Annotated in this window: 17 protein-coding genes; 5 read left to right on the top strand and 12 right to left on the bottom strand. The window is 72.0% G+C overall.

All coding sequences use genetic code 11. From position 1 onward, the window contains the following. Nucleotides 1-15 precede the first annotated feature (15 nt). Complete coding sequence (locus OG357_RS28300) at nucleotides 16-1,326, bottom strand: multidrug effflux MFS transporter (protein ID WP_443066745.1); 1,311 nt, start codon at nucleotides 1,324-1,326, stop codon at nucleotides 16-18. Nucleotides 1,327-1,407: 81 nt separating this feature from the next. Here OG357_RS28300 and OG357_RS28295 point away from each other — a divergent pair, with 81 nt between their 5' ends. Further along, a complete protein-coding gene (locus OG357_RS28295; protein WP_329623833.1) occupies nucleotides 1,408-2,409 on the top strand; it encodes a Gfo/Idh/MocA family protein in 1,002 nt (333 codons plus the stop codon). Here OG357_RS28295 and OG357_RS28290 read toward each other — a convergent pair. Then, nucleotides 2,396-4,039 (bottom strand): alkaline phosphatase D family protein, encoded by a 1,644-nt coding sequence (locus tag OG357_RS28290; RefSeq protein ID WP_329623832.1) that lies wholly within the window; start codon nucleotides 4,037-4,039, stop codon nucleotides 2,396-2,398. The two genes, OG357_RS28295 and OG357_RS28290, sit on opposite strands and share 14 nt — an antisense overlap. Before the next feature lie 102 nt (nucleotides 4,040-4,141). Between OG357_RS28290 and OG357_RS28285 the strand changes: the two genes are divergently transcribed. Further along, nucleotides 4,142-4,918 (top strand): SDR family oxidoreductase, encoded by a 777-nt coding sequence (locus OG357_RS28285; protein ID WP_329623831.1) that lies wholly within the window; start codon nucleotides 4,142-4,144, stop codon nucleotides 4,916-4,918. Between the two features lie 49 nt (nucleotides 4,919-4,967). Here OG357_RS28285 and OG357_RS28280 read toward each other — a convergent pair whose 3' ends face one another. Beyond that, on the bottom strand, nucleotides 4,968-5,291 hold the full coding sequence (locus OG357_RS28280; protein ID WP_329623830.1) for a nuclear transport factor 2 family protein: 324 nt from the start codon (nucleotides 5,289-5,291) through the stop codon (nucleotides 4,968-4,970). A gap of 154 nt (nucleotides 5,292-5,445) precedes the next feature. Between OG357_RS28280 and OG357_RS28275 the strand changes: the two genes are divergently transcribed. Beyond that, on the top strand, nucleotides 5,446-5,880 hold the full coding sequence (locus OG357_RS28275) for a hypothetical protein (RefSeq protein ID WP_329623829.1): 435 nt from the start codon (nucleotides 5,446-5,448) through the stop codon (nucleotides 5,878-5,880). A 7-nt stretch (nucleotides 5,881-5,887) separates the two neighbouring features. Here OG357_RS28275 and OG357_RS28270 read toward each other — a convergent pair whose 3' ends face one another. After that, on the bottom strand, nucleotides 5,888-6,238 hold the full coding sequence (locus OG357_RS28270; RefSeq protein ID WP_329623828.1) for a winged helix-turn-helix transcriptional regulator: 351 nt from the start codon (nucleotides 6,236-6,238) through the stop codon (nucleotides 5,888-5,890). Between the two features lie 75 nt (nucleotides 6,239-6,313). Here OG357_RS28270 and OG357_RS28265 point away from each other — a divergent pair, with 75 nt between their 5' ends. Further along, nucleotides 6,314-6,973 carry an NADPH-dependent F420 reductase gene (locus OG357_RS28265; RefSeq protein WP_329623827.1) on the top strand — a complete coding sequence of 220 codons (660 nt, stop codon included), beginning with the start codon at nucleotides 6,314-6,316 and terminating at the stop codon, nucleotides 6,971-6,973. 58 nt (nucleotides 6,974-7,031) lie between these two features. Here the strand turns inward: OG357_RS28265 and OG357_RS28260 are convergent, their stop codons facing one another. The 8 genes from OG357_RS28260 to OG357_RS28225 form a co-directional block, all read right to left on the bottom strand. Next, the gene (locus OG357_RS28260) at nucleotides 7,032-8,612 is read right to left on the bottom strand and encodes an acyl-CoA mutase large subunit family protein (RefSeq protein ID WP_329623826.1); all 1,581 of its coding nucleotides are present in this window, start codon (nucleotides 8,610-8,612) and stop codon (nucleotides 7,032-7,034) included. Nucleotides 8,613-8,657: 45 nt separating this feature from the next. Beyond that, nucleotides 8,658-10,019 (bottom strand): dihydrolipoamide acetyltransferase family protein, encoded by a 1,362-nt coding sequence (locus tag OG357_RS28255; RefSeq protein ID WP_329623825.1) that lies wholly within the window; start codon nucleotides 10,017-10,019, stop codon nucleotides 8,658-8,660. A gap of 29 nt (nucleotides 10,020-10,048) precedes the next feature. Next, nucleotides 10,049-11,053, bottom strand: a complete 1,005-nt coding sequence (locus OG357_RS28250; RefSeq protein WP_329623824.1) for an alpha-ketoacid dehydrogenase subunit beta — start codon at nucleotides 11,051-11,053, stop codon at nucleotides 10,049-10,051. Between the two features lie 2 nt (nucleotides 11,054-11,055). Beyond that, entirely contained in the window at nucleotides 11,056-12,228 is a 1,173-nt protein-coding gene (gene pdhA / locus OG357_RS28245) for a pyruvate dehydrogenase (acetyl-transferring) E1 component subunit alpha (RefSeq protein WP_443066825.1), read from the bottom strand. Between the two features lie 90 nt (nucleotides 12,229-12,318). Then, nucleotides 12,319-13,314: a hypothetical protein gene (locus tag OG357_RS28240; protein ID WP_329623823.1), complete on the bottom strand. Its 996-nt coding sequence runs from the start codon at nucleotides 13,312-13,314 to the stop codon at nucleotides 12,319-12,321. 110 nt (nucleotides 13,315-13,424) lie between these two features. After that, a complete protein-coding gene (locus OG357_RS28235) occupies nucleotides 13,425-14,945 on the bottom strand; it encodes an MFS transporter (protein ID WP_329623822.1) in 1,521 nt (506 codons plus the stop codon). 23 nt (nucleotides 14,946-14,968) lie between these two features. Further along, on the bottom strand, nucleotides 14,969-15,193 hold the full coding sequence (locus OG357_RS28230; RefSeq protein WP_317594494.1) for a phosphopantetheine-binding protein: 225 nt from the start codon (nucleotides 15,191-15,193) through the stop codon (nucleotides 14,969-14,971). Continuing rightward, nucleotides 15,190-17,127 (bottom strand): HAD-IIIC family phosphatase, encoded by a 1,938-nt coding sequence (locus OG357_RS28225; protein ID WP_329623821.1) that lies wholly within the window; start codon nucleotides 17,125-17,127, stop codon nucleotides 15,190-15,192. The genes OG357_RS28230 and OG357_RS28225 overlap by 4 nt, the downstream gene beginning before the upstream one ends. A 275-nt stretch (nucleotides 17,128-17,402) precedes the next feature. Here OG357_RS28225 and OG357_RS28220 point away from each other — a divergent pair, with 275 nt between their 5' ends. Continuing rightward, nucleotides 17,403-18,206 carry an AfsR/SARP family transcriptional regulator gene (locus tag OG357_RS28220; protein ID WP_329623820.1) on the top strand — a complete coding sequence of 268 codons (804 nt, stop codon included), beginning with the start codon at nucleotides 17,403-17,405 and terminating at the stop codon, nucleotides 18,204-18,206. The last annotated feature ends 39 nt before the right edge of the window (nucleotides 18,207-18,245 follow it).

Here is an 18,245-nt window from a genome sequence, read left to right as displayed (position 1 = left end):
GCGAGCGCCGTCCTGTCAGATGCCCGTGGCCGTCCTGCCCGACTGCCACGGGCGGCACAGGCCCAGGAAGCAGGCCAGGGACAGGGCGGCGCAGGTGAGCTGGACGACGGCCATCGGGACGGCCGTGTGCTCGCCCGCGATGCCGACGAGCGGGGAGGCGACGGCGCCGACGAGGAACGACGAGGTGCCGAGGAGCGCGGAGGCGGAGCCGGCCGCGTGCGGGGTCCGCATGAGGGCCTGGGCGTTGGTGTTGGGCAGGGCCAGGCCCATCGCGGACATGAGGACGAAGAGTCCGGCGGCGATCGGCACGAGCCCGACCTCGCCGAAGACGCCGGCCGTCATGAGGAGCAGGGCGAGGGAGGCGAGCAGGATGGTCCCGACGCCCCAGCCGAGCACCTTGTCGAGGCGGACGCGGCCGACGAGGAGCTTGCCGTTGATCTGGCCGACGATGACGAGGCCGATCGAGTTGACGCCGAAGAGCAGGCTGAAGGTCTGCGGCGAGGCCCCGTAGATCTCCTGGACGACGAACGGCGAGGCCGAGATGTACGCGAAGAGGGCCGCGAAGGCGAGCCCGCCGGTCAGCATGTAGCCGGTGAAGACCCGGTCGGCGAGGAGTCCGCGCATGGTGCGCAGTGCGTCGCCGACGCCGCCCTCGTGGCGCCGCTCGGGCGGGAGCGTCTCGCCGAGGAAGCGCCAGACGACGAGGGTGAGCAGGATGCCGATGACGGTGAGGACGTGGAAGACGCCCCGCCAGTCGGTGACCCGGAGGATCTGGCCGCCGATGAGGGGCGCGACGATCGGGGCGGCGCCGGAGATCAGCATCAGGGTGGAGAAGAAGCGGGCCATCTCGACGCCGTCGTAGAGGTCGCGGACGACGGCGCGGGCGATGACGATGCCGGCGGCGCCCGCGAGGCCCTGGAGCAGCCGGAAGCCGATGAGGAGTTCGGCGGTGGGCGCGAGGGCGCAGACGGCGGTGGCGAGGACGTACACGACCATGCCGACGAGCAGCGGGCGGCGGCGGCCCCACTTGTCGCTCATGGGGCCGACGACGAGCTGGCCGAGGGCCATGCCGGCGAGGCAGGCGGTGAGCGTGAGCTGGACGGTGGCGGCCGGTGCGTGGAGCGCTCCGGTGACCTCCGGCAGCGCCGGCAGGTACATGTCCATGGAGAGCGGCGGCAGGGCGGTGAGCCCGCCCAGGACGAGGGTGACGAGCAGTCCCACGCTCCGGGCGGCGGGGACGCCGCCGGCGGCCGGAGCGACCGGAGCGCTCTCGGTTATGTGCCCTTGTGTTGTTTTCTGGCCGCTCTCCGGCATCGACTGCTCCATTTCGTTGAATCCTTGCCTATGCTCTCAGCTCGATCGGCATGGTCGAGACCTCTGTGGGACAGGTGGGGACGGGTGGGGAACATGAAGGAAACGGTTCGCTGGGGAATCCTGGCGACGGGCGGCATCGCGGAACGCTTCACGGCGGACCTGCTGACGCTCGAAGGCGCCGAGGTCGTCGCGGTGGCGTCCCGTACGGAGGCGTCCGCGAAGGCCTTCGCGGACCGGTTCGGGATCCCGCGGGCGTACGGCGAGTGGGCGGGGCTCTTCGCCGACGAGGACGTCGACGTCGTGTACGTGGCGACGCCGCACCACGCGCACCGGGAGGCGGCCGGCCGCGCCCTGGAGGCGGGAAAGGCGGTGCTCTGCGAGAAGGCTCTCACGCTCAACGCCCGCGAGGCGGAGGAATTGGTCACCCTCTCCCGGGACCGCGGCCTCTTCCTGATGGAGGCCATGTGGATGTACTGCAACCCTCTGATCCGGCGGCTCGCGGAACTCGTGCGGGACGGGGCGATCGGCGAGGTCAGGACCGTACAGGCGGACTTCGGGCTCCAGGGCCCCTTCGCGGCCGACCACCGGCTGCGGGACCCGGCGGTGGGCGGCGGGGCGCTGCTCGACCTGGGGGTGTACCCGGTGTCGTTCGCGCAGCTGCTGCTCGGCGAGCCGGACACCGTCCAGGCGCACGCGCTGATCTCGCCGGAGGGCGTCGACCTGAACACGGGGATGCTGCTGGGCTGGGACTCGGGCGCCTCGGCGCTGCTGTCCTGCTCGCTCGTCGCGGACACCCCTCTGACGGCGTCCGTGACGGGCACGCTCGGCCGGATCGACGTGCCGCGCGGCTTCTTCTTCCCCGAGCGGTTCACGCTGCACCGGGAGGGCCACGAGCCGGAGGAGTTCGTCAACGAGGACGACCCGCACTCGCTCCGGCACGAGGCCGCCGAGGTGATGCGCTGCCTGCGGGCGGGCGCGACGGAGTCGGCGCTCGTGCCGCTGGACGGTTCGCTCGCGGTGATGCGGACGCTCGACGCCGTACGGGAGCGCGTCGGCGTCCGCTATCCCTCCGAGGTGGCGGCTACGCGGGTGTGAGGCCCGGGTTGCCCGCCTCCGTCACATAGGAGGCGGCGGTGGTGACGGGGGCGCCCGGGGTCGTGACGTACGGGACCGTACGGAAGTCGGCGCGGGCGCCGTCCTCGTCGAGCGCCACCGTCACATAGCCGCGCCGCCCGTTGTAGAACCGCATGTGCGGGTTGGCCTGGGTGAGCTTGTCGTAGTTGGCCGGCCGGTCGGCGCCGTCCTTGCCGCTGCTGATCGAGGTGGCGACGATCTCGGTGCCGAGGGTCCGGGAGGCCGGGTCGCGGAAGTCGGCCTTGATGTCGAGGCCGTACCCGACGTGGACGTCGCCGGTGAGCACCATGAGGTTCTCGACGCCGGCGGCCTCCGCCCCCGCGAGGATCCGCTGCCGGGAGGCGGGGTAGCCGTCCCAGGAGTCCATGGAGAGCTTGAAGTCGGCGGTGGGGCGGTCGCGGCGCTCGGCGAACACGACCTGCTGCGGCAGGACGTTCCAGCGGGTGCGGGCGGAGCGCCAGCCGTCGAGCAGCCACCGCTCCTGCGCGGCGCCGGTCATCGTGCGGGCCGGGTTCTCGGACTCGGGGCCCGGGACCTGCCAGCCGTCCCCGTACGCCTGGTCGGAGCGGTACTGGCGGGTGTCGAGGATGTCGAACTGCGCGAGGCGCCCGAACCGCAGCCGCCGGTAGAGCCGCATGTCCGGGCCCTCCGGCTGCTGGGGGCGGCGCAGCGGCTGGTGTTCCCAGTAGGCGCGGTAGGCGGCGGCGCGGCGGAGCAGGAACTCCTCCGGCGGGACGCCGTTCTCGGGGGTGCCGCCCGCGTAGTTGTTCTCGGTCTCGTGGTCGTCCCAGGTGACGACGAAGGGGTGGGCGGCGTGCGCGGCGCGCAGGTCGGGGTCCGACTTGTAGAGCCCGTAGCGCAGCCGGTAGTCCTCCAGGGTGATCGTCTCGCGGTTGAAGACGGCCGGGAGGGTGCGGTCGGTGTAGGCGCGGGCGCCGCCGGTGGCGTTGACGGCGTACTCGTACAGGTAGTCGCCGAGGTGGAAGACGACGTCGACGTCCTCCTGCGCGAGGTGGCGGTAGGGCGTGAAGTACCCGTCGTGGTAGGCCTGGCAGGAGACGGCGGCGAGCTTCAACCCGGAGTTCCGGGCGACGGGCGACGGGGCGGTGCGGGTGCGGCCGACGGGGCTGGTCCAGTCGCCGACGCGGAAGCGGTAGAAGAAGACGCGGCCGGGGTCGAGGTGGTCGACCTCGACGTGGACGGTGTGGCTGAACTCCGGATGCGCGGTGACCCGGCCGCGCCGGACGGTCCGGGTGAAGCGCTCGTCGCGGGCGATCTCCCAGTGGACGGAGACGCGCGACGCGGGCAGGCCGCCGCCGGGCTCGAAGGGGCGGGGTGCGAGCCGGGTCCAGAGCAGGACGGAGCCGGGCAGCGGGTCGCCGGATGCCACCCCCAGGGTGAACGGGTCCTCGGTGACGCGCCGGCCGTCGAGCTCGGCGGCGGCCGCCGCGCCGGCGGCGGGCAGCTGGGTGGCGAAGGCGAGCGCGGCGGCGGCCCCGGTGACGGTGAGGAACCGGCGGCGGCCGAAGTGGCGTGCGGCGGCGCGGAGTTCCTCGGAATGACCCTGCGCGCGGCCCTGTATGTGATCCATGTGCCCCTCCCCGGACGGATGGTGTGCTTCCGTCATTCGAGGAGGGCAGGACGACGCCGCGTTGTCGGGTACAGAACATCCACGTGTCGGACGGATGAGTTCATGGGGCACGCGTCTCGCGTACGCTGCGCGCCCATGAGCATCGCAGTGGTGACGGGAGCGGGATCGGGCATCGGCCGGAGCGTGGCACTGGCCCTCGCGGAGGCCGGCTGGTCGGTGGCCCTGGCCGGCCGCAGGGCCACGGCCCTGGAGGAGACCGCCGCGGCTCTCCCGGCGGGCGACTTCCTGACGGTCCCGACGGACGTGACCTCGGCGGCGGAGGTCGCGGCGCTCTTCGCGGCCGTACGGGACCGGTACGGACGGGTCGACCTGCTCTTCAACAACGCCGGTACGTTCGCGGGCGGCGGCGTTCCCGTCGAGGACCTGGACCCGGAGACCTGGCGCGCGGTCGTCGACGTCAACCTGACGGGCGCGTTCCTCTGCGCTCAGGCGGCCTTCCGGGCCATGAAGGAGCAGGACCCGCAGGGCGGCCGGATCATCAACAACGGCTCGATCTCCGCGCACGTGCCGCGCCCGCACTCGATCGCGTACACGGCGACGAAGCACGCCATGACGGGCCTGACGAAGTCACTGTCGCTCGACGGGCGCCCGTACCGGATCGCCTGCGGCCAGCTCGACATCGGCAACGCGGCCACCGAGATGACGGCCCGCATGCAGACCGGCATCCTCCAGGCCGACGGGCAGCTGGCAGCGGAGCCGGTGATGGACGCGGCGGACGTCGCGGCGACGGTGGTGCACATGGCGGCGCTGCCGCTGGAGGCGAACGTCCAGTTCGCGACGGTGATGGCGACGGCGATGCCGTACATCGGCCGGGGCTAGGCGGTGTCGGACAGGCCCTAGCACCCCGGCCGACGGCCGGGTGGGGGGGTTACGCCTGGCCGGTCTCGAAGCGGGAGATCTTCCCTCCCTCGACGGTGAACTGCCACTTGGTCCGCATCTCGCCCCAGGTGTCGTTGCGGTAGGTGGCGACGAGCACCCGCCCGTCGTCCGCCTCCGACTCGACGCCCATGTGCCCGCGGGAGGAGAAGACCTCCCGGTCGAGCCACTCGCGGAGATCGCGGTCGGAGCCGTCGTCGGTCATGGTCGCGTCGGGGGTCAGGAGCCCGTGGAGGGCCTGCTCGTCGTTGGCGTTGAGAGCCGTGACGAAGGCACGCACGGTCGGGTCGGTGAGGTGGCTCACGGGGATCGTCATGCCCCTACCCGTACACCCGACGCCCCGCCCGCCCCGAGGACCACGGCCGTGCGCGGGCCGTCTGTCGCTCGGACGCACCTGCGTGTTCACTGGCCCGCGCCACGTCCGGCCGGGCAGGATCGGGACAACTGCCGCACTCAGCACAGGAGGCTCGATGTCGGACATCGTCAAGGTCGTGAAGCTGTACGCGAAGGAGGCCCCGGTCGGCGTCCTGGACGGACACCTGGTGGGCCTGCTCATCGAACGGCAGCATGCCGCCGAGTGGGCCGTGAGCCCGGAGGACGGCGGGTTCCGGTTCACTGTGAAGGGCACGGAGGACACCGTCGTCGCCGAGGGCGGCGAGCGGGCCCCGGTCGTCGTCCGGCCCGACGACTCCCCCGCCTCCGTCTGGCGCCTCCAGCGCGTCGACGAGGACGGCGCCACCACGGTCACCCGCCTCGACGACCTCCGGGACGGGATCTACGCCATCGACCAGAACGGCTTCGCGCTCGGCCGCGACCTCTTCGAGGACCGCTCACTGCTCCCCAAGCGCGTGTTCGCCCGGACGGACGACCGCGACCCCCAGTGGAGGATCGAGGTCCTCGCCTGAGGCGAGTTCACCCGCCGTGTCGTTCCTGGGCGGCCATGACCTCGTCGCCGTGCTCGAAGGCCCAGGCCCCGAACGCCTCGATCGGGTCGAGCAACGACCTTCCAAGGGCGGTGAGTTCGTACTCGACCCGGGGCGGCGCCTCGGCATAGGCCTTCCGTTCCACCAGCCCGTTGAACTCCAGCCGCCGCAGCGTCTCGGTCAGGACCTTCGGGCTGATGCCGCCGATGCGCTCGCGCAGTTGGCCGGGGCGTCCGGGACCGTCCCGCAGGACCCAGATCAGCACCGCGTTCCAGGTGTTGGAGAGAAGGTCGAAGGCGAGGCGGGCACGGCAGTCGGCGAGATAGGCGTCGGTCGTCACGTACTGAATGGTGCCTGACGGGCTTCCTAGTGTCGTCCCGAAGGCCGTTGGGACCGACACGAGAGGAACGGATCGTTGAAGATCGGCGTGCTGGGAACGGGGAACATGGCGGACGCGCTGGGCACGCACTGGGCGCGCGCCGGCCACGAGGTGCTGGTCGGAGGCCGGGACGAGCGGAAGGCCCGGCGGCTCGCGGCGCGCATCGGGGGCGGCGCGGGGCACGGGAGCCTGCGGGCGGCGGCCGCCTTCGGCGAGGTGGTGCTCGCCGCGCTGCCGTACGAGGCGGGCGCGGAGGTCGTCGGGGAGCTCCGGGCGCCGCTGGACGGGAAGGTCCTGCTCGACTGCACCAATCCGGTCGGGCCCGGCTTCCGTCTCCTGACGGAGGGCGGCCCCTCGGCGGCGCGCCGACTGGCCTCGGCGGCACCCGGCGCACACGTCGTCAAGGCGTTCAACCTCTGCCACGAGGACGTGTGGCGGATGACCCCGCCGGTTTTCGACGGCCGACCCCTGGCCGTTCCGGTCTGCGGGGACGACGAGGCGGCACGCGCACGGGTGGACGAGCTGGTGCGGGACACGGGCTGCGAGCCGGTGGCCGCGGGCGGCCTCGACCGGGCCGGACTGCTGGAGGCGACCGCCGCGCTGTTCATCGGACTGTGGGTGGCGGAGCAGGCGGACGTCCAGGCGATCGCGCCGCCTCTGGCCTATGCGTCGGGCCCACGCGCCGGGAGCGTGTGAGGGAGGTGCGGCGGCCTCGCGCTCTCCGACGGAGAGGCGGGGCCGCCGTCCGCGGTTCCTAGAAGGCGTCGGTGGGGACGTACGTGCCCCAGACCTCGCGCAGGGCGTTGCAGACCTCGCCGACCGTCGCCCGCGCCTTGAGCGCGTCCTTCATCGGGTAGAGGACGTTGTCCGTGCCCTCCGCCGCCTTCCTCAGCTCGATGAGGGCGACGTCGACGGCCGTCTGGTCGCGCTCGGCCCGCAACTTCGCGAGGCGCGCCGCCTGTTCCTCCTCGATGACCGGGTCGACGCGGAGGGGCTCGTAGGGCTCCTCGACGTCGATCGTGTAGCGGTTGACACCGACGACGACCCGCTCGCCGCTGTCCGTCTCCTGCGCGATCCGATAGGCCGAGCGCTCGATCTCGCCCTTCTGGAAACCGCGCTCGATCGCCGCGACCGCGCCGCCCATGTCCTCGACCTTGGCCATCAGCTCAAGCGCCGCGGCCTCCACGTCATCCGTCATCTTCTCGACCACGTACGAGCCGGCGAACGGGTCGACGGTCGCCGTCACGTCCGTCTCGTACGCGAGGACCTGCTGCGTACGCAGGGCCAGACGGGCCGACTTGTCCGTCGGGAGCGCGATCGCCTCGTCGAAGGAGTTCGTGTGGAGCGACTGCGTTCCGCCCAGGACGGCCGCCAGGCCCTGGATCGCCACGCGGACCAGGTTCACCTCCGGCTGCTGGGCCGTGAGGGCCACACCCGCCGTCTGGGTGTGGAAGCGGAGCATCAGCGACTTGGGGTTCTTCGCGCCGAACTCCTCCTTCATCACCCGCGCCCAGATCCGACGGGCCGCACGGAACTTCGCGACCTCCTCCAGGATCGTCGTGCGGGCCACGAAGAAGAAGGAGAGACGCGGGGCGAAGTCGTCCACGTCCATGCTGGCCGCGACCGCCGTGCGGACGTACTCGATGCCGTCCGCGAGGGTGAACGCGATCTCCTGCGCCGGAGACGCACCCGCCTCGGCCATGTGATAGCCCGAGATCGAGATCGTGTTCCACTTCGGGATCTCGGCCCGGCAGTACTTGAAGATGTCCGCGATCAGACGCAGCGAAGGCTTCGGCGGGAAGATGTACGTGCCCCGCGCGATGTACTCCTTCAGCACGTCGTTCTGGATCGTGCCCGTCAGCTTGTCCGCCGGAACACCCTGCTCCTCACCGACCAACTGGTACAGGAGGAGAAGGAGGGAGCCGGGGGCGTTGATCGTCATCGACGTCGAGACCTTGTCCAGCGGGATGCCGTCGAACAGCACCCGCATGTCGTCGATCGAGTCGATCGCCACACCCACCTTGCCGACCTCGCCCGAGGAGATCGCCGCGTCGCTGTCGTGACCCATCTGCGTCGGCAGATCGAACGCCACCGACAGACCCATCGTGCCGTTCGCGATCAACTGCTTGTACCGGGCGTTCGACTCCGTCGCCGTACCGAAACCCGCGTACTGCCGCATCGTCCACGGCCGACCCGTGTACATCGAGGGGTACACGCCACGCGTGAACGGATACGAACCCGGCTCGCCCAGCTTCCCCGCCGGATCCCACCCCTCCAGAGCCCCCGGCCCGTAGACCGGCTCGATCGGCAGCCCCGACTCCGACTCGCGCGCCATGTGGTGCGCCTCCCCTGTGCTCGGTTCGACTGATGGACGTGCCGTTCAGGCCCAGGTGATGAGCCGCTTCGGTTGCTCCAGGATCGCGGCGATGTCCGCGAGGAACTTCGAGCCGAGCTCGCCGTCGACGAGGCGGTGGTCGAAGGAGAGCGCCAGGGTAGTGACCTGACGTGCTTTCACCTTGCCCTTGTGGACCCACGGCTGGAGCTTGATCGCACCGACCGCGAGGATCGCGGCCTCGCCCGGGTTCAGGATCGGCGTACCGGTGTCGACGCCGAAGACGCCGACGTTGGTGATGGTGAAGGTGCCGCCCTGCATGGCCGCCGGGGTCGTCTTGCCCTCGCGAGCGGTGGAGACCAGCTCGCTCAGGGACTTCGACAGCTCGGGCAGGGTCTGGGCGTGCGCGTCCTTGATGTTCGGCACGATCAGACCGCGCGGGGTGGCCGCGGCGATGCCCAGGTTCACGTACCGCTTGAGCACGATCTCCTGCGCCGCCTCGTCCCAGGCCGCGTTGATGTCCGGGTTCCGCTTGACCGCGACAAGTACCGCCTTCGCGACCAGGAGCAGTGGACTGACCCGCAGGCCCGCCATGTCCTTGTCGGACTTCAGCTCCTCGACCAGCTTCATCGTCCGCGTGATGTCGAACGTCACGAACTCCGTGACGTGCGGCGCCGTGAACGCCGAGCCGACCATCGCGGCCGCCGTCGCCTTCCGCACCCCCTTGACGGGGATACGGGTCTCCCGGGCGTCCGGCGGTGCGACGGGGGGTGCGGCCGGCTGTGCCACGACCTCCCGGGTGCCGATGTCGACCACGGCGGCGGCGTGCACGTCGGCGCGCGTGATCGTGCCTCCCCCGCCGGAGGGGCGGACGACCGTCAGGTCGACCCCGAGGTCCTTGGCGAGCTTGCGCACGGGGGGCTTGGCCAGCGGGCGCGGGCCGGCGGCGGGGCCGCGGCCGCCGGGGGACGTGCCGTTGGCCGGCTTGCGGGGGCGGCGCTTCGCGGAGGACTCCACGACGCCGTAGCCGACGAGGACCGGTCGGCGTTCCGGCCGCGCCTCGGAAGCCGCGCAGGCATCGGGGGCCGCGGAGGTCACGGAGACCGCGGGGGCCGCGGGGGCCGCGGGGGCCGCGGGGGCCTCCGCTACGACCCGTTCCTCCGCGCCCGCCGCCGTGTCGACCGAGATGATCACGGCGCCGACGTCCACCGTCGCGCCCTCGGGGAAGCCGATCTCCCGTACGACACCGTCGTAGGGGACGGGGAGTTCCACCGCCGCCTTGGCCGTCTCGATCTCGCACACGACCTGCCCGTCCACGACGGGGTCGCCGGGCTTGACGTACCAGGTGAGGATGTCGGCCTCGGTCAGCCCCTCCCCCACGTCGGGCATCCTGAATTCGCGAATCGCCATGATCTCTTTCCCTGTTGCGCCGGGTACGCCTAGTACGCCAGCGAGCGGTCGACGGCGTCGAGCACCCTGTCGAGGCCCGGCAGGTACTCCTCCTCCAGGCGCGCCGGCGGATACGGCGCGTGGTAGCCGCCGACCCGCAGGACGGGGGCCTCCAGGTGGTGGAAGCTGCGCTCCGTGATCCGGGCGGCGATCTCCGCGCCGGCACCGAAGAAGACCGGGGCCTCGTGGACGACGACCAGGCGGCCGGTCTTCTCGGCCGAGGTCTGGACGGTGTCGAAGTCGATCGGGGACACCGAGCGGAGGTCGAGGACCTCGATCGACCGGCCCTCCTCCTCGGCGGCGGCGGCCGCCTGGAGGCAGACCTTCACCATCGGGCCGTAGGCGGCGAGGGTGAGGTCGGTGCCGGCGCGGGCGACCCGCGCCTTGTGGAGCTCGCCGGGGATGGCGTCGCCCGCGGCGGAGCCGCTGTCGGGCACAGTCACCTCGCCCTTGTCCCAGTAGCGGCGCTTCGGCTCGAAGAAGATGACCGGGTCGTCGCACTCGACGGCCTGCCGCAGCATCCAGTACGCGTCGGACGAGGTCGAGGGCGAGACGATCTTCAGGCCCGCGACGTGCGCGAACAGCGCCTCCGGGGACTCCGAGTGGTGCTCGACCGCACCGATGCCGCCGCCGTACGGGATCCGGATGACGACCGGCAGGCGCACCTTGCCCTGTGAGCGGGCGGGCATCTTCGCGAGCTGCGTCACGATCTGGTCGTACGCCGGGAAGACGAAACCGTCGAACTGGATCTCCACGACCGGCCGGTAGCCGCGCAGGGCCAGACCGATCGCCGTGCCGACGATGCCCGACTCGGCGAGCGGCGAGTCCATGACGCGGCTCTCGCCGAAGTCCTTCTGCAGACCGTCGGTGACCCGGAAGACACCGCCGAGCTTTCCGATGTCCTCGCCCATGAGCAGGACCTTGGGGTCGGCCTCCAGCGCCGCGCGCAGGGCCTCGTTGAGCGCCTTCGCCACAGGAAGACTCTTCGTGACCATGACTAGTTGCTCCGTCCGGCGTCCGCGAAGGACGCCTGGTAGGCGGCGAACCGGGCACGTTCCTCGTCGACGAGCGCGTGCCCGTCCGCGTACACGTTCTCGAACATCAGCGTCGGGTCGGGGTCGGGCATCGTCCTGACGATCTCGCGGACGCGCCGTGCGAGCGCCTCCGCCTCCTCGTCCAGGGCGGCGAACCACGCCTCGTCGGCGTGGCCCTCGCGCTCCAGGAGCCGGCGGAGCCGCAGGATCGGGTCCTTGGCCCGCCACTCCTCGACCTCCGCCTCGTCGCGGTACTTCGTCGGGTCGTCGGAGGTGGTGTGGGCGCCCATGCGGTACGTGTACGCCTCGACGAGCATCGGTCCGGAGCCGGTCCGTACGTGGTCGAGGGCGGCGCGGGTGACGGCCAGGCACGCGAGGACGTCGTTGCCGTCGACGCGGACGCCGGGGAAGCCGAAGCCCGGAGCGCGCCGGTAGAGCGGGACCCGCATCTGGCGCTCGGTGGGCTCGGAGATCGCCCACTGGTTGTTCTGGCAGAAGAAGACGATCGGGGCGTCGTAGACCGCGCCGAAGGTGAAGGCCTCCGCGACGTCGCCCTGGCTGGAGGCGCCGTCGCCGAAGTAGGCGATGACGGCGGTGTCGGCGCCGTCCTTGGCCACGCCCATCGCATAACCGGTGGCGTGCAGGGTCTGCGAGCCGATGACGAGGGTGTAGAGATGGAAGTTGTTCTCCGCCGGGTCCCAACTGCCATTGCCGGCGCCGCGGAAGAGCGACAGGAGGTGGGCCGGGTCGAGGTTCCTCACCAGGGCCACGCCGTGCTCGCGGTAGCTGGGGAAGGCGTGGTCCCGGGGCCGCAGGGCGCGGGCGGAGCCGATCTGGGCGGCCTCCTGGCCGAGCAGCGAGGGCCACAGGGCCAGCTCGCCCTGGCGTTGCAGGGTGACGGCCTCGGCGTCGAGGCGCCGGGCCAGCACCATGTCGCGGTGGAGGCCGCGCAGTTCCTGCGCGCTCGGGTCGGCGGCGTACTCGGGGTGGTGGACCCGACGGCCCTCGGGAGTGAGCAGCTGGACGAGCTCGGTGGTCATTCGGGGTCTCCGGCTCTCGTTCGGTTCAGACTGACCGGCAAATGGGGGGTGGAAGAAGGAGCGGGGCTGGGTACGTGCAGCTGCAAGGCGGAGGATTGAGGCATGGCGGAGCCATGGTGATTGACGACAACGCCGCAGATGTGCGTGCCCAGCCCCGCGACGCCGCCCCCCATTTGCCGGTCGGCCTCAGTCGGTGCCGCGGCATATGTGGGGCTCTGCCGCCGCTCCCTCGGGCTCGCCCGCGAGGAGGACGAACGGGGGCACCGTCGAGGGGGCGGGCGGCTGGGCGGCGGGGGCGAGGGGCGGCGCGGGAAGGGCCGCCGTACGGCCCAGGGCGTCGTCGTACACGAGGTTGAAGAGCTCGACGCAGGGCAGCGTCCGGGCCAGGTGGGCCTGGAGGCCGGGGGCTTCGAGGGTGAGGCGGACGTCCGAGACGGCGATGCCCCGGTCGGTGGCGTGCAGGTCCACCCGGAAGACGCCGAAGCAGAGTCCGAGGTGGAGGACGGCGGCGGCGGCCTCGGCGGCGAGGGCCTGCGGGGTGTGGGGCAGTCCGGTGGCGGGGGCCCAGCCGTCCTCGGTGGGCACGGCGAGGAGGAAGACGTGGGGCCGGCCCGAGACGAAGGCGCCGACGGCGGTGAGCGCGGTGCCCTCGGGGGCCCGGTCGGGGTCCTCGTCGACGAGGAATCCGCCGGCGGCGAGGGCCGCGAGCCGGGTGCCGGTGTCCTGGACGCGGCGGACCGCGTCCGGGTGGTTGCCGGGCAGCTGCAGGGCGGCCGCGAGGTCGGCGGCGGCGAGCTGGACGTCCTCGCGCAGTCCGAGGACGAGGTCGAAGCGGTGCCCGGCGGCCTGCCGGTCGCGGGCCCAGGCCACACAGGCGTCGGTGTGGACGCTGTCGAGTCCGGTCGCCTCGTCGGAGAGGATCCGGGCCTCGGGGCCGCGGGCCGCGAGCAGCTCCGCGCGGTCGAGGACCCAGGTGCGTACCCCGCTCGACCAGGTCTCCAGGAGGGTGGAGTTGGCGGCGTCCTCGCCCGGGTGCCGGTGGGGTGCCGCCGCTCCGAGGAGGAGGGCGACGGGTCCGGCTGGGGCGGTGACGGGGGCCGTGGTGGCCGGTGCCGTGGTACCCGGGGCGGTGGTGGCCGGGGTGGCGGGCCGGGCGGCGGGGCGGTGGCGTTGCTGGAGCATCTGTCTGCCTCTCTGCGCGGAGAGAGCGGGCTGGGGATCTCCTCGACCCGGTGCGGGTACGGAGGAGGGCGGGGCCGCCGGGCGGGTGGGGGGCCGCCCGGCGGCGCTGGTCAGGACTTCGGCGCGTCGGTGGTCGCCGGGCGGCCGGCGAACCCGAAGAGGCCGATGACCACGTTGGCGGCGACCCAGAGGAACATGACCAGGAAGCCGCGCTGGAGGGCCTCGGTGAAGGCCTGGGCGGTGCCGACGCCCTGGGCGGTGAGCTCGGTGAGGCGGGAGCCGACGACGGTGGCGGTGATCGCGAGGGCGAGGGCGCCGCCGATCTCGGAGGAGGCGTTGAGGACGGCCGAGGTGGTGCCGGCGTCGGCGTCCGAGGCGTCCGCGGTGCCGACGACCGGGGCGGTCATCACGCACAGCACCAGGCCGACGCCGAGCAGGGCGGTGACGGGGAGCAGGAGCGACCAGTAGCCGCTGGTGGTCTCGGCGCCGAGCATCAGGACCAGCATGACGGCGAGCAGGACGGTACCGATGACGTACGGGACGCGGGGACCGAACTTGGCGATGAGGACCGGGACGGCGCCGGAGACGACGAGCATGGCGAGGCAGGTCGGGATGTACGCGAGGCCGACCTCCATCGGGCTGTAGCCGAGGCCGAGCTGCATGTACTGCGGGAGCATGAAGAAGGAGGGCAGCATCAGGCCGGCGGTGATCAGCTGGGCGATGGTGCCGGTGGCGACGGAGCGGCGGCGCAGCAGGCCGAGGGGCAGCAGCGGGGCCTTCGCCTTGCTCTCCACCCGTACGAAGACGGTGAGCAGGACCGCGGCGGCGGCCATGGCGGCGGCGGCGATCGGGTCGGTCCAGCCGTCCTCGCCGGCGGTGACGATGCCGAAGACCAGCGCGAGCAGGCCGAGGGTGCCGGTGAGGCCGCCGAGGACGTCGGCGGGCGGGCGGCCGCCGGTGCGGGTGATCTTCGGGACGTAGAGGTACGCGGCGGCGATCAGGAGCAGGCCGATGGGGAGGTTGATGAGGAAGGCCCAGCGCCAGTTGATGTCGGTGATCGCGCCACCGAGCAGGGTGCCGAGGCTGGCGCCGACGCCCATGACGGTGCCCCAGATGCCGAGGGCCTTGGCCCGCTCGCCGGGCTCCGGGTAGGTCGTGACGAGGATGGAGAGGGCGGCCGGGGAGAGCACGGCGGCGCCGACGCCCTGGATGCCGCGGCCGGCCAGCAGCATGCCGCCGCTGTCGGCGGTGGCCGCGGCGAGGGAGCCGAGGGTGAACAGGCCGATGCCGGTCACGAGCATGGTGCGGCGGGGGAAGACGTCGGTGAGACGGCCGCCGAGGAGCATCAGGCCGCCGAAGAGCAGGATGTAGATGTTCATCACCCACTGCAGACCCGAGGTGCTGAGACCGAGGTCGGCGCGGAGCTGGGGCAGCATCACGTTGGCGATGGTCGAGTCGAGCACACAGACGAGCTGGGCGACGGCGACCACGGCGAGGATCAGTCCGCGCTTGCCGGCGGCCGGGGCCTCCGGGGTGGTGGGGGCCTTCGGTGCGGCGGGGGACGGTCGGGCCGGCGCCTCGGGCGACGCGAGCCGGGTGTCCCGAGCGGTTTCCCGGGCGTCGATACTCATGTTCTCTCCTGTTTCTTGATCGGTTACGCGGCGCTGACGCGCTCGTAGATGGCGGCGAGGCTGCGGTCGGCGAGCAGCCTGCCGACGGGGACGCGGGAGCCGGTCTCGCGCTCGACTGCGGCGACGAGGCGCAGCATGTGCATCGAGTCCCAGCTCACGACGTGGTCGAAGTCCGATGAGAGGTCGTCGACGCTCAGGGGCAGGTCGAGCTCGTCGCGCACCAGGTGGATGAAGTCCTCTTTGGTCATGACGTGGCTCCTTCCAGGGGGGAATCGAGCAGGATGTGGGCGGGGACGACCGGGAGCTTCTCCAGGTCGTGGCGGAAGCGGAGTTCGTCGTCCGCTGTCGAGGTGGGGGTGAAGCCCATGGAGGGCCAGAACTCCCGTACGTTCTTGTTCTTGGCGGTCGGCCGGTAGCTCGCGTGCACCGCGCGGACGCCGGTGGCCCTGGCGTGGGCCAGGAGGGCCGCGACGGCGGTCTGCTCGATGCCGCGGGCGAAGACCCGGCAGGAGAGCAGCATGTTGTCGACGTGCAGGTCACGGCCTTCGGCCGAGCGGCGGGCGAAGACGGCTCCGACGACTCCGTTGTCGCCGAAGCGGTCGCCCGAGCGGATCGTGACGACGAGGTGGTGCGGGTCGCCGGTCCGGGCCGTCACGTCCTCGGCCCCGAGGCGGACCGTGGTCAGGTTGAACTGGTTGGCGCGCAGCGAGAGTTGTGCGACCCGGTCGATGTCACCGGCGGCGGCCTCGGCGAGCCGGACGCGGACGCCGAGACCGTGGAGGTACTCCTCCAGGGAGCCGGTGCTCTCCTGGAGTTCGGCGCGCTCGGACTCGGTGCGGTACCGGGCGGCCCGGGCCCGGTCCTCTTCGGTGAGGCGGGCCGTGTCGAACCAGCCGTCCGCGAGCAGCTTCTCGATGTGCAGGGCGGGCTCTTCGTCGAGCTGGACGACGGCGACCTGCGGGAGGCCTTCGGCGACCTGGCCGCACTCGAAGGGCGAGTCGTCGACGAAGACGAAGCTGTCGGCGCCGAGGTTGAGCTTCTCGGCGATGTCCCGCAGATTGGCGTCCTTGGCCTGCCAGTTGGCGTTGACGCGGGCGAAGTCGCACTCGCGCAGCACCATGTCGGGGTGGTCCCTGAGTACCTGGACGAGCGGCTCGTGGTCGTTCTTGCTGCTGATCGCGAGCAGGATGCCCTGGGAGCCGATCTGCTGGACGACCCGCTGGAAGGTGCCGAAGGCCTCGCCGCGGAAGGTGGTGGCGGCGGCGATGCCGTCCGGGCCGTCGTCGCCGAGGATCCCGTCCCAGAGGGTGTTGTCGGCGTCGACGACGAGGACCTTCTTGGTGCGGCCGCGGAGCGTGCGGGAGAAGTGGGCGACCTCCCGGGCGTAGCGGGCCAGCAGGTCGTCGCCGAGGTTGGCCTTGGCGTAGGCGGCCATGCGGGGCTCGTCGAGCGGGACGCCGGAGGCGACGACCGGGTCGAGGTCGACGACGTGGATCCGCGGGTTGCCGAGGGCGAGGCGCAGGAGTCCGCTGTTGAAGTCGCGCCAGGTGATGCCGGCGCGGGCGCGGGACTCGTGGTCGATGAGCTGGTGGGTGACGCTGCGGGGCAGCGGCACGGTGTTGAGGACCAGGACGGCTGTGGCGTTCCCGGTGAAGGCGGTGGCGAGGCTCTCGATCTGGGCGAGTTTGCGCTCGGCGGCCCGTACGAGGTCGTCGGCCTGCCAAGGTGTGCCCATCTCGTCGAGGAGGGTCTGTGGGTCGAGGATCCACAGGGCCAGGTCGACGTCGGCGGCGTGCAGGGCGCTCGCCGGGTCGCGCAGGTCGCGCAGGTAGGCGTCGAAGTCGCCGAGGCGGTCCTCGACGAGGACTCCGTGGCGGGCGAACTCGGCGGTCAGCGGGGCGCGTACGCCCCCGATCGTGGAGTGTCCGGTGAGGGCGACGACCGCGGTCTCGGTCTCCGGGCGGGCCGCGAGGACGGCCTGCCGGTCGAGCTGGAGGAGGAGATGGCCGGCCCGCCGGAAGTCGGTGTCCGCGCCGCCGGACACCATGGCGGCGAGGAGGGGGGCGACGGACGGGTAGTTCTCGGCGAGGGTGCCGGCGGCGCGCAGCGCTCGCAGTGATTCCAGTGGAGATGGTGGAGACTTCCGGGTTTCGCGATCCGCCGGACTGGATACCGTGGTCACTGATCTCTCCTCACGCCTGCCTCCGTTACCGGACCCCCCTTGGTACGGACTGATCGTCGGTGGCGGCGCTTGAGCCGGACTCGCACTGACCTCCAGCGCTCCGGCGGCCGGCCCGGGTTTCGTGCCCGCGTCCCCGTTCGGGCCCGTGCATTTCTCATGGATCGGCCTGTTCGGAGTTCATGGGAGGCCGGTGACCTGGGCACTGTCGCCCCGGCAGGCGGGCGGGCCAGACTCGGTACCACCATGAGAGCTGGCGAGTGGAGGGGTGAAGCTGCATGGACATCAAGGTCCTGGGGTCCTTCGAGGCATCGGAGAACGGGGTCGCGCTCCTGCCGACCGCGGGGAAGCCCCGCCAGATCCTCGCGCTGCTTGCCCTGCAGGCCGGCCAGATAGTCCCGGTGCCCACGCTCATGGAGGAGCTGTGGGATCTGGAGCCGCCGCGGAGCGCGCAGACCACGCTGCAGACGTACATCCTCCAGCTGCGCAAGCGGATCGAGGCGGCGCTGCCGCCGGACGGTCCGCGCCGCGCCAAGGACGTCCTCGCCACCCGGTACGGCGGCTACCTCCTGAACATCACGCCCGAGGAGGTCGACGTGCACGCCTTCGAGCGGCTCGCGGCCGCCGGGCGGCGGGCGCTCGATCTCGGCGACCGGGAGACGGGTTCGCGGTTGCTGCGGCAGTCGCTCGCGGTGTGGCGCGGCCGGGCGTTGGTCGACGTGTGCCACGGGCTGCGGCTCGGTGTGGAGGTGACCCGCCTCGAGGAGAGCCACCTGTGCGTCGTGGAATCCCGCGTCGAGGCCGATCTGGCGCTCGGCAGGCACCACGCGCTGCTGAGCGAGCTGGCGGTGCTGACCGCGCGCCATCCGATGCACGAGAACCTGTGCGCCCTGTACATGACGGCGCTCTACCGGTCCGGTCAGCAGTGGCGCGCCCTGGAGGCGTTCACGGCGCTCCGCGGCTGCCTCGTGGAGGAGTTGGGCGTGGACCCCTCGCCCCGGCTCCAGGAGCTCCAGCGCGCGATCCTCAGCTCCGACCCGCGGCTGACCCGCCTCACGTCCCGTATCGATCTGACGGTTTGATCTGCCCACCCGCGCGGAACCCCCGCACGTCCTAGGAGT

This window comes from Streptomyces sp. NBC_01255, from assembly GCF_036226445.1.
In the GTDB taxonomy this organism is placed as follows: Bacteria; Actinomycetota; Actinomycetes; order Streptomycetales; family Streptomycetaceae; genus Streptomyces.
This window is presented reverse-complemented; position numbering and strand designations above follow the sequence as displayed.

What these genes read in the sequence shown, in the direction of transcription:
- OG357_RS28300 (WP_443066745.1), bottom strand. Translation starts at nt 1,326, where the DNA reads ATGGAGCAGTCGATGCCGGAGAGCGGCCAGAAAACAACACAAGGGCAC.
- OG357_RS28295 (WP_329623833.1), top strand. Translation starts at nt 1,408, where the DNA reads ATGAAGGAAACGGTTCGCTGGGGAATCCTGGCGACGGGCGGCATCGCG.
- OG357_RS28290 (WP_329623832.1), bottom strand. Translation starts at nt 4,039, where the DNA reads ATGGATCACATACAGGGCCGCGCGCAGGGTCATTCCGAGGAACTCCGC.
- OG357_RS28285 (WP_329623831.1), top strand. Translation starts at nt 4,142, where the DNA reads ATGGGGCACGCGTCTCGCGTACGCTGCGCGCCCATGAGCATCGCAGTG.
- OG357_RS28280 (WP_329623830.1), bottom strand. Translation starts at nt 5,291, where the DNA reads ATGACGATCCCCGTGAGCCACCTCACCGACCCGACCGTGCGTGCCTTC.
- OG357_RS28275 (WP_329623829.1), top strand. Translation starts at nt 5,446, where the DNA reads ATGTCGGACATCGTCAAGGTCGTGAAGCTGTACGCGAAGGAGGCCCCG.
- OG357_RS28260 (WP_329623826.1), bottom strand. Translation starts at nt 8,612, where the DNA reads ATGGCGCGCGAGTCGGAGTCGGGGCTGCCGATCGAGCCGGTCTACGGG.
- OG357_RS28255 (WP_329623825.1), bottom strand. Translation starts at nt 10,019, where the DNA reads ATGGCGATTCGCGAATTCAGGATGCCCGACGTGGGGGAGGGGCTGACC.
- OG357_RS28250 (WP_329623824.1), bottom strand. Translation starts at nt 11,053, where the DNA reads ATGGTCACGAAGAGTCTTCCTGTGGCGAAGGCGCTCAACGAGGCCCTG.
- OG357_RS28240 (WP_329623823.1), bottom strand. Translation starts at nt 13,314, where the DNA reads ATGCTCCAGCAACGCCACCGCCCCGCCGCCCGGCCCGCCACCCCGGCC.
- OG357_RS28235 (WP_329623822.1), bottom strand. Translation starts at nt 14,945, where the DNA reads ATGAGTATCGACGCCCGGGAAACCGCTCGGGACACCCGGCTCGCGTCG.
- OG357_RS28230 (WP_317594494.1), bottom strand. Translation starts at nt 15,193, where the DNA reads ATGACCAAAGAGGACTTCATCCACCTGGTGCGCGACGAGCTCGACCTG.
- OG357_RS28220 (WP_329623820.1), top strand. Translation starts at nt 17,403, where the DNA reads ATGGACATCAAGGTCCTGGGGTCCTTCGAGGCATCGGAGAACGGGGTC.